This window comes from Kitasatospora sp. NPDC085895 (assembly GCF_040702125.1).
Classification (GTDB): domain Bacteria; phylum Actinomycetota; class Actinomycetes; order Streptomycetales; family Streptomycetaceae; genus Kitasatospora; species Kitasatospora arboriphila.
Genome location: NZ_JBFBJY010000145.1, coordinates 1 through 10550 on the forward strand (window position 1 = coordinate 1; position 10550 = coordinate 10550).

The window sequence follows — 10550 nt, forward strand, 5'->3', positions numbered from 1 at the left end:
CGCCGCCGGAGACCACCGTGGCCGAGCTGGTCAGGGTCGCCGGAATGCGCTGGCAGATCGAGGAGTGCTTCCAGGCCGCGAAGAACGAGTGCGGCCTGGACCAGTACGAGGTCCGGCGCTACGTCGGCTGGTACCGGCACATCACCCTGGCCATGCTCGCCCACGCCTACCTCGCGGTCATGGCAGCCGACGCGGCGGCAAAGGGGGATGCAGAAACGATTTCGGCACTCTGGCCCCGCTCACCGTGGCAGAAATCCGCCGGCTCCTGGCGCCTTGCCTCACCACGCACCACCGCGCCGGCCGGCCCCTTCACACGCACCTGCTGAGCTGGTCGGGCTGGCGCCGCAGACGCCAAGCCGTCGCCCGCCACTGCCACTACCAACGCCGACTGCACCCGGGAGAGGAGCGTTCCGCGAAGACCACCCCTCTCTCACCAACAGCCCACTACACTCCCCACGACGCCTCTGACCAGGCCAGATAGCGAAGCGCTGCTGGAGTACTAGGCGGGGTAGCGGCAGGCGGTCCGTGCGGCAGTGCTCCGGTCGCTCTCGCCCAGTGACAGCGGCCGCGCCTGGGTGGGATCCGCAGGGGGAAGGGTCAGCGCATCCAGCACATCGGTGGGACCGTCCCCACCCAGGCAGGCGACGGCGACCAGCTGGATCGGGCCCTGATCGGCCGTTGGCTTCGCGATCCGCCAGGGGAGCACGAATCCGTCGACGCCGACGCCAATCAGGCCGAGCTGGTGCCAGCTCGGCACGGGCACGGCTTGGCCGCTGTCGGAGAAGTACCCGGCGAACCCCACGATGCCGAGGTGGGAACCGCTGGCGCGCAGTTCCACGGCCTTGGGGTCGGAGGGTTGTGGCGCGACCGCCAGGGAGATCGACGATGGAGCCGGGAACTCACCCGGGCAGCGGTCCGGCCTCAACTCCCACGGCGGATTTCCGTGCACCACCGCCGACGAGACCACCCCGCCGCTGCCCAGTTTGAACCAGCGCACATCGGGAGTCCCGGCCGTCACGTCCACCTCGACGTCACCGATGCAGAAGCCGACGAACTGGACCCTGCACCCGGGCGGGATCTGGTCGATCACCGGTGCGCTGCGGGTGGCGCTGCTGCGGACCCGGGTGCTCCCGCTGTAGGTCATGCCCTGGAAGGTGTTCCCGCCGGCCGGGCCGACCGGACAGCCGGATCCGTAGACCGTGTGTGTGTCGCCGGACCCGCGCTTGAGACCCACGAGCAGGCCGGTCAGCACCAGCGCCAGGGCGACGGCCATGACGGGCAGCCACGCCCGCGACCGCCACAGGCGCCGATGCGGTGCTCCAGGCTCCTCGCCGTCGACCGGCTCGGGCTCGAAGCTCTGTTTCTGGAACGCGTCCACCACTGGGGCTCGCTTCTCGGCGCCCGCCTGTGTCGGCTCGACTACCTCCGAGACGGTCAGTGCGGCCTGCACACTCGACGGCCGGACCCGCGCGTCGGTTCCGGTGCTGGCGGCGAGCCGACGGTCGAGTGCGTACCAGTGCCTCTCCCAAAGCTTGACATCGCCACTGCAGGCGCCGACATACGCCAACGTCACGTCCAGTGTGGGCCTGCGCACGCCGCCGGCGGCGTCGCTCAGCGTCGTGGCACTGAAGCCTGCAGTAGCTGCGAGTGCCCGGTAAGTCGGGTTCCCGGCCGCCTCCCGCAGACACCTCAGCTCGTAGGCGAACGCCTGCAGTGGGCCGTCATCGGGGTTGAGCGGTCGTGGCCTACGGGGCAACGGACTTCCCTTCGCCGCCCACGGTTGGTACCGACATCCCCGTATTCCCCCTCAGCTCTGTTGCCGTCAGCCGTAGCCGGTCTCGCTGCCACGAACCCCGGCCCCACTGCTGACCTGCGGCAATATGTAACGCGCACCAGATGACTGATCATCACATTGTTGCACAGAGGGTGGGTGTCCTTCACCGGAGATACACAGGGCGCTGCCCCGGAGCAGAGGCATCCCGGCTGCGGTCAGAGGCCCTTCAGGACTCGATCGAGGGCGGAGCGGCGCCGCAGGCCGAGTGGTTCGTGGTGGGCCGTGAGGTGGCCGTGGGCGGGCGGCGCCGTTTGAGGGCGCCGTTACTCCGACCGCACCGGCCAGCGCGTGCCCGGGGTCTTGACGACACGGTCGCTGATGTCCAGTGCCTGGTACGTCCGGCCGTCCACCTGCACGGCGAGCTCACGCCCCTGGTCGGTGCAGATCCGCATCATGCAGCGGGTTGTCGTGCCGTAGGTACCGGTCGAACTGCTCACCCACCGCTCGGTGACCTCCCCGGTGCAGGCATCGTCGACCGCGTTCGCCCGTTGCGCGGCGATGACCACCAGGATCAGGGCGAGCGGGCCGATGGAGAGGATCAGGAAAACGGTGCTCGACATGTGCGCCCCCGCATCGACGACGGCACAGGCCATCCACGGCAGGGTACCGCTCTTGACGGAAGCAGCCCAGAAGGCATACCCGGAGCATGAGTTGGGGCCCGCTGCGGGTATAGGTGCGCGCGGCCCTGGTCCACAACGACAGCCGGCATCCTGCCCGTCCACTTCCTACCGCGAGGCCGGGACCGGTGGCGGGCAGCCACCACCCCGGCGAGGTGACGGCATCCTAAGCGGAGCTGTCCGGCCGATCATGTGACTGTCACCTGATCTGCTCGTTGTTCCTGTTGTGACTCGTCCCCGGCGTAAACGCCGGGGACGAGTCACAACAGCCTCGAACTCCGACAGACCCGTCGGTCGGCGGGGATAGGTGCCCCCCATGCGGCGGTGTTGCCCTGCTCAGAGGGAGGGCAGAGCGGGGAGGTCGGTGATCGACTTTCCCGGTTCGGGGCTGACGTGCAGGTGGCATCTCATAACCTCGACTCCATGGACCACTCAGTCCCGCACCGCTCGGATGAATTCCCCGACTCGGCGTCTGCGCTGTCGTCGGCAGGTGACGGCGTCTGGCAGCGCCTTGCCGCGTACTCCTATTTGAGCGCCCCCGAGCGCCTTGAGTACGTGGCCGTCATGCGAGTCTTTTGCTCGACGCTCCTCGCGGACCTTGCCGTGCCGGACGTGGTGGCCAGGCTCGCGCGGGATGCGGCGTGGCAAGGGCAGCCTAGCGCCGATGTGGTGACGGCGCGGCTGGAGCAGCTGGTGAAGTGGGGGAACCTGCTGCGCAGCAGTCACACGGTGAAGGCTGCCAGCATTGCCGAGTATCAGCGTTCGCGCGCTCGGTACCAGCTCTCGAAGCTTGGCGAGCAGGTGCAGCGCGATGCCGAGGAGGTGCTGGCAAGCGCCGATGCGGCGCGGGAGGTCAGCAGTGAGCTGCTGGCCTTGGTCGATCGCGGGTTGCGTGAGATCACCGCTGCCGTCGGCCGGCCGGGGGGTGCCGATCCGCAGGAGGCGCTCGAGAAGGTCAGCACGCTGTTCGTGCAGTTCGCCGAATTCGCCGATTCGGTAAGGGACTTCTATGCCTACCTTGGCCAGGTGCTGGCCCGGTACGACCTGGACGGCGCCGAGTACCAGGGGTTCAAGGAGTTGCTGCTGGACTACGTGGAGGCGATCACGGAGGAGGTCGCCTTCCGGTCGCCGAGGATCGCGGCCACTTTGGGCCGGCTGTGGCCGGACCTGGAGGGGCTGCTGAAGTTGATCGGTGCGCATGCCACGGGGTTGGGCGTCTTGGGCGACAGCTTGCCCGAGATCCGCGTGCAGCGCAGCCGGGGGCGCGAACTCGCCGATTGGGAGGCGCTGCGCGACTGGTTCGTGGACACGGATGGGCGGGGCAGCCAGGTCGACCAGCTGCGGGATGCGACGTTGCGTGCGCTGCAGTCGCTGTTGGCCAACGCCAAGCGGATGTTGCGTTCGGCGGCGGGGGAGATGTCGCGCCGCCGGGATCTGCTGCGGCTGGCGGCTTGGTTTGACGCCGCCGACCCCGAGGGCGCGCATGACCTCGCGGTCGCGGCGTTCGGGCTTTACAGTGCACGGCATCTCGGCCTCGCCCCGGACCCGGACGGCACCGTGCCGGCGTATGTCAGCTGGTGGAGCGGTCCGACGGTCGAGGTGCCGGTGGCGTTGCGTGAGCGCGGCAGCCGGGCGCCGCGCGGTCGGGCGGCCGCCGTGGAGGACCACTCGCAGCAGAAGGCCCGGCTGCTCACGGCGGCCCACGAACAGGCCGCTGCCCGGCGGGAGGCAGCCGACGAGCTCCGGAGCGTCGCCGACCGGTTCGGTCAGGTGCGGCTGAGCGCCCCCGCCATGGCACTGCTGCTGGAACTGCTGACCGCGGCGCTCGGGAACTCGATGCTGCGATGGGACGAGGAGCCCGCGCCGCACGGGTTCGGCCTGCGGGACGCCCACGCCGTCGAAGCCGAACTGGACCTGCGCCTGACGCTGCGCCGGGTGCCGGGACGCACGACCGTGCTGCGCTCGGTCGACGGGGACCTGGTGGTCGACGACGTGGAAATCGGGATCACCACCGCTGAAGGGCCCGCCCGTGGTGACGCGGTCGAGGAGGTGAGCGCCTGATGGCACTTCCCTCTTCGCACGATGTCGCCCTCACCGCTGAGCGACGCAGCGCCGCCCGGCTGCTGTTGCGCCACCCGCTGGTCACTGCCGACGGGCCGCATGCCGACATCTTCCCGCTGGTGCGTCGGCACGCGGACTGGCTGGTGCAACGCTTTCAGCAGGTCATGGGCTACCGCCTGCTGGTGGAGGCGTCGTACGCACGCCTGTTCAAGGCGGGCCTCGGGGCGGACTCGGGGCATCGGATGGAGCGCTCGACCGGTACGCCGTTCACTCCGCGCACTTATGCCTACCTGGCGCTGGCTCTGTCTGTGCTGGTGACTGCACCCGAGCAGTTGCTGTTGTCTCGGTTGGTGGTTGACCTGCGGGCGGCGGCGGCCGATGCGGGCCTGGTGGTCGACGATTCGGGCCGGGCGGTGGAGAAGCGCACCCTCGCGGCGGCCCTTCGACAGCTTGTCGTTTGGGGCGTGTTGACCGAGACCGAGGGAAGCGTCGGTTCGGTGGCCGCGGACCAGGACGGCGAAGCCCTGTTGACCGTCAACCGGGACATTGCCCGCTCGATCGTGGCAGGCCCGCTGAGCCACAGCAGCGACGGTGCGGACCTCATCGTGCGGGCAGCCGATCCCGGCTTCGACGGGCCGCGGACCTATGTGCGCCGCCGGCTGGTGGAGACCCCTGTCGTTTACCTCGACGAGCTAACCGATGCCGAGCGTGAATGGCTGCGTACCCGCCAGCGGCGAGAGGCTCAGGCCTTCGCCGAACTGCTCGGCTTGGAAGCCGAGATCCGCGCCGAGGGTATCGCCATGATCGACCCGGATGACGAGCTGACGGATCTTCAACTTCCCGGCACCGGGACGGTCGCGCAGACCGCGCTGCTCTTGGTCGACCGCCTGGTGGAACGGCTGCGCCCCGAGGGAGCAGGGCATCCGGCGACCGGCGGCCGCCTGACCGTGGGAGTGCCGATCCCTCCGGGCCTGGTCGGTGAGCTGATCGACGAGTTGCTCGACCAGTACGGGCAGCGCGCGAACTGGCATCGTGGATACCTGGAGGACCCGTCTGCCCTGCGCGCTGACGTCCTCGAACTCCTCAGCCGCATGCAATTGGTGGCCCGGGCAGGCCGGCTGCGCTCCAATGGCCACGGGGTGCCGCCGCAGTACCAGGCCTCGGCCGGCGACGGCCGGCCGGTCACCGACGTGTCCGCGGCCCGGCCAGGCTCCACCGGTGAGTGGGTGCTGCTCGCCGCCGCCGCCCGGTACGCCACGGCCATCTCGATCAAGCGCGCCGATCGGCGGGCCCCGCAGACCGACCGCAACGGAGAAACTTCCTCGTGAACCGGATCCAGCCGCTCCCGCAGCACACGGCCCCCCACCGCTTCAGGCTCAACCGGGCCGGGATCCTCAACGTCTGGCAGTACGACCAGCAGGAGTTCCTGTTCGGCGGCGGCCGCCTGCTGCTGCGCGGGAAGAACGGCGCTGGCAAGTCCAAGGCCCTGGAGATGCTGCTGCCCTACCTGCTCGACGCGGACGCCCGCGCCCTCGATGCGACCGGCACCGGTCGCACCACGCTGGCATGGCTGATGCTCGACGGCTTCCAGCAGACCAACCGCCTGGGGTACCTGTGGGGCGAGTTCCGCCGGGTGGACGAGGGCGGCACCGAGCACCACCTGACGGTCGGTGCCGCGGTGAGCGCGTCGAAGTCCACCAACTCGGCCAGGGCTTTCTTCTTCACGACCGCACTGCGCGTGGGGGAGGACCTCGACCTCGTCGAGTCCGGGCAGCCGCTGCCGCTGGACCGGCTGCGGTCCGCCGTCGGCGCCGACAACGTGCTGGACCGGCCCGCCGACCACCGCGCCAGGGTGGCCCGCGAGCTGTTCGGACTGGCCGACGCCGCCCGCTACCGCAACCTCACCCAGCTGCTGCACCGACTGCGTCGCCCGACCACCGGGGACCGGATCGAATCCGGCGGCTTGGTGACCGTCCTCGGTGAGACCCTGCCGGCGCTCGACGAGGACGTGATCGACAGTGTCGCCCGCAACCTCGACGACCTCGACAGCGTCCGCACCGACCTTGGGCGGCTGGAGCGGACGGACGAGGCGCTGCGCCGGTTCCTGGATAGTTATCGCGGCTACCTCCAAGGGGCCCTACGCCGGCGGTCGAGCGAGGTCCTCGCGGAGCTCCGCACGCTTGCCGAGCGCAGGCTCGCCGCCGGAGAGGCCACCAGGAAAGTCACCGCGTTGCGCACCGAGGAGGCCGAGGCCGTCGAGCGGCGCGATGTGCTGGCACAGGAGCATGCGACGGCTGAGGCGGACCTGGCCACCCTGCGGGGGAGTTCCCGCTACCGGAGCTTGCACGAACTGGGCGAGCGACGTCGCACCGTGGCGGCGATCCAGGCGACGGCCCGTGTTACCTATACGGCGCTCGGGCGGGCCCACGACGCGCAGGCGGCCGCCGGGTTCGCGCTCACCGCGGGGGCGGCGCGGACGGCGGGGCAACTGCGCGAGCTGGGCGCAGCCCACCGCGAACTGTGTGGGCAGGCCGAGCGGTCCGGGCTGGCGCCGGTGCACCTCGGCGATCCGGTCGGCGGCACCGCCTCGGTGCTGACCGCGGCGGCCGAGCAGGAGGTCACCGATCCGGACGGGGACACCGCCTCGATGCACACCGAGCGCGTGGAGACCTTCGACACGACCGGGACAGCGGCCTCCCTGCGCTCCTGGGCCACCCGGCTCGCCGCGGCCGAACCGGTGGTGAAGACCCGGCTCCGTACCGTCGGGGAACTTTTCGGCCTCCTCGAGCAGCTGCGCGAGGCCGAAACGAAGGCACGGGAGGCGGACACCGAGCACGAACGCCTCGAGGAGCAGGCCCAGGCCGAGGCCGAGAGGGTGATAGAGCGCGAGACGGCGGTCGTCACAGTGAGCGCGGCGTACGCGGCCGAGGTCGAGGCATGGGCGGACCGGCTGGAGGAGCGATCGGGGGCACCGGCTGATGGTGTGCGCGCCGCGGTACGACGCGACCTCTCCCCGGAAGCGTCCTTCGAGGACCGCACGCTGCCCGCCTCGGTCGCGGAGGAGGTGACGTCCGCCGCGTTCCAGGCGCTCGAGCCGTACCGGCGCGACTTGGCGGACCGGCGTGAACGAGCCGCTCTCCGGTCGCGCGACCTCACCCGGGCGCTCGACGCCGTCCGCGTGGAGAAAGCCGAATGGGAGGAGCACAGCGACCCCGTCCCGCCGAAGCCGCCGCATCGCGACGCCCCCCGATCCCCGGGCACCGGCGCGCCGCTGTACCGGCTCGTCGACTTCGCCCCGCAGCTGAGCGAGGTGGAACAAGCCGGGATCGAGGCGGCATTGGAAGCATCAGGGGTCCTTGACGCATGGGTTAGTGCGGACGGCGTGCTGCTCGACCCACTCACCCTGGACACCGTGCTCACCGCCACCACGCCCGCCGACGGCCCGTCACTCGCCGAAGCTCTGCACCCCGTGCCCACCGGCGACAGCAGCGTGACGCCAGCGCAGGTCTCCCGCATCCTGACGGCCATTGCCTTGGTGCCGGCCGGCGCCCCGCTCGGCACGGCAGCAGGCGGGACGGTGAGCACGGACGGCCGCTGGCGGCTCGGCGTCGCCGGCGGTGCCCACACCAAGCCCGTGGCGGAGTACGTCGGTGCGGAAGTCCGGGCACAGACCCGCCGACGCCGCATCGCCGAGCTCACCGAACGCCTCGTAACCCTCAAAGACGAGGCACAGGCCGCGCACTCCGAGCTAAAGGAACTCACCCAGCGACAGGCCGACCTCGAACAGCTGCGGCGCCCGCCGCGTGACCAGCACCTCACCGGCGCTTGGGCACGCCTGGAGGAGACCGAGCGGGTCGCGGCCGACGTGCGGCAGCGGGCCGCGACGGCAGCCCGCGCCGCCCAGGACGCCCGCTCCGCCTGCGTCGAAGCCCGCCGCCACGTCGAAGCCACCGCCACCGCACACGACCTACCAGCCGACCGGGACGCGCTGCTCACCGTACGGTCCGCGCTGGACACCCTGGCCGACGGAACCCGACGACTGCGCCGAAGCGTCGACGCCACCGCCCAGAGCCTCACCGCCCACCGCAACGAACGCCACAGCTACGAGCGGGCCCGCACCGCCCGAGAAGAGGCCGAGCTGGACTACGCGCGGCGAGCGGACGAGTTGGCGAAAGCCCGCCGGGAGATCCGCACACTGGAGGCCGCGCTCGGAGCAAGCGAGCAGGACATCCTCGCCGAGGAACAAGCCATCATCCGGCGCCTCGACGAGATCAGCCAAGAGCTGCCCAAAGCACAGCGCACAGCCGCGCGCCTACACGACGACGTGGTACGCGGCGAGCTGGACAAGCAAACCAGGCACGACGACCTCCAGACGCAAGAGGCCGAGGTAATCCGGTGCGGACGCGCCCTACGCACCGCCCTGGCCACACCCGACATCATGCGCGGCGCGGCACTGGGCGAACTCACAGGCGAGCTGTCGACCCCGGACCCAGCCCAAGAGGACGCCAGGACCAGGCTGCGAGCCCTACAGGCCCTGGTCGAGGCCGTGCAGCGCGGCCTGGACCCCGAGCGGCACGACGTCTCCGACACCACGCTACTCAACCGGTTCAACGAACTACGCGACCAACTCGCCGGCGGCTACGACGCGACCCTGGAAGAGCCCGACGGCATCAAGGTCTGCCGACTCCTCGACGACACCGGCCCACACGACGTAGCGCTGGTCGGCGAACGCATCGCCAGGCAGGCCAACGACGCCCGGGCCCGCCTCACCGACCGCGAGCGCGAAGTCTTCCAACGCTTCCTCACCGGAGAATTGGGCGACCACCTGTCCGCACAGCTACTCGCCGCAGGAGCACTGGTCGACGCACTCAACACCACTCTGCGATCCGTCCGCACCTCGCACGGCCTCGGAGTGGAACTCGACTGGCGACTCGCCGACACCGTCGACGCGGACATCCGCGCAGCCGTCGAACTGCTGCGCAGCCCCTCAGGGCTGCGCACCCGCGAGCAGACGGAACAGCTGAGGGAGGTCCTGCAGCGCCGCATCGAAGACGCGCGCCGCGCCGACCCGGCCATGGGCTACGCCGCGCACCTGCGGACCGCGCTCGACTACCGGACGTGGTTCACCTTCCAGCCGTGGGTGCTGGACGACACGTCCACCGCCCGCCGACGCAAGTTCACCGGGCGGACCGGACTCAGCCAAGGCGAGCAGCGGGTCCTGTCCTACCTCGCACTCTTCGCGGCCGCCGCCGCGCACTTCACCACGCTCGCCGAGACCGCCCCGCAGGCGCCCCGACTGATCCTCCTCGACGACGCCTTCGCCAAGGTCGACGAGCCGACCCACGGCCGGCTCGGCCGCATCCTCGTTGACCTCGACCTCGACTTCGTCCTGACCAGCGAGCGCCTGATGGGCACCTGGCCCGACGTGCCCGCACTCCAGATCTACGAGTGCCTGCGCGACCCGCACGTGCGCGGTGTCGCCACGCTGCACTACACCTGGAACGGACGCAACCGCCGTCTGGTGACCGCTTGACATCCTCCCTCGGCTAAAGCCGGGGGATTCCGGCCGCGCCTTCGGCACGGGGCTTGCGCCCTGGTCCGCTGGCGTTCCGGTGGGTTCCTGTTTCAACGGGCTGTGCCTGGCGTGGGATTGCCACGCCGGGTCTTACCGGCCCTCCGCAGGCGTTTAGCCTGTCCGCCCGTCCGGCGGCCAGGATGTTACGAGAGGCGTTGAGATCACGGTCATGAACCGTCCGACACGCGGCGCAGGTCCATGCACGGACGCTGAGGGGCTTGGGGCCGTCCAGGACGCCGCGGGCCGAGCAGATCTGAGAGGTGGGCTCGTACCGGCCGATGACGCCGGCATGGCGTCCGTAGCGGGCGGCTTTCTCTTCGAGCATGCGCCGGAAGGTGGACCATCCAGCGTCATGGACGGACTTGGCGAGCCGGGTCCGTCCGAGGCCGCGCACGTTCAAATCTTCCAGGTACACCGCTTGGTTCTCACGGATGATCCTGGTCGTCTGCTTGTGCAGCCAGTC

The 10550-nt window shown here is 70.5% G+C and carries 6 protein-coding genes and 1 pseudogene; 4 read left to right on the forward strand and 3 right to left on the reverse strand.

All coding sequences use genetic code 11. From position 1 onward, the window contains the following. A pseudogene (locus AB0442_RS40290) lies at positions 1-326 on the forward strand (IS701 family transposase); the annotation flags it as partial. Between the two features lie 173 nt (positions 327-499). Here AB0442_RS40290 and AB0442_RS40295 read toward each other — a convergent pair. Together AB0442_RS40295 and AB0442_RS40300 are read right to left on the reverse strand one after the other, a co-directional pair. Then, positions 500-1573: a hypothetical protein gene (locus tag AB0442_RS40295; protein ID WP_366168491.1), complete on the reverse strand. Its 1074-nt coding sequence runs from the start codon at positions 1571-1573 to the stop codon at positions 500-502. A 524-nt stretch (positions 1574-2097) separates the two neighbouring features. Next, on the reverse strand, positions 2098-2427 hold the full coding sequence (locus AB0442_RS40300; protein WP_366168492.1) for a hypothetical protein: 330 nt from the start codon (positions 2425-2427) through the stop codon (positions 2098-2100). Between the two features lie 447 nt (positions 2428-2874). Between AB0442_RS40300 and AB0442_RS40305 the strand changes: the two genes are divergently transcribed. Genes AB0442_RS40305 through AB0442_RS40315 form a run of 3 tightly spaced genes read left to right on the forward strand, consistent with a single transcriptional unit; the run spans position 2875 to position 10045 of the window. Beyond that, positions 2875-4512, forward strand: coding sequence for a TIGR02677 family protein (locus AB0442_RS40305; protein ID WP_366168493.1), 1638 nt, complete (start codon positions 2875-2877; stop codon positions 4510-4512). After that, entirely contained in the window at positions 4512-5840 is a 1329-nt protein-coding gene (locus AB0442_RS40310) for a TIGR02678 family protein (protein WP_366168495.1), read from the forward strand. The genes AB0442_RS40305 and AB0442_RS40310 overlap by 1 nt, the downstream gene beginning before the upstream one ends. Further along, positions 5837-10045: a TIGR02680 family protein gene (locus tag AB0442_RS40315; RefSeq protein ID WP_366168496.1), complete on the forward strand. Its 4209-nt coding sequence runs from the start codon at positions 5837-5839 to the stop codon at positions 10043-10045. The genes AB0442_RS40310 and AB0442_RS40315 overlap by 4 nt, the downstream gene beginning before the upstream one ends. A gap of 13 nt (positions 10046-10058) precedes the next feature. Here the strand turns inward: AB0442_RS40315 and AB0442_RS40320 are convergent. Beyond that, positions 10059-10550: RNA-guided endonuclease TnpB family protein (locus AB0442_RS40320; protein ID WP_366168498.1), on the reverse strand; the 492-nt coding region annotated here is incomplete at its 5' end.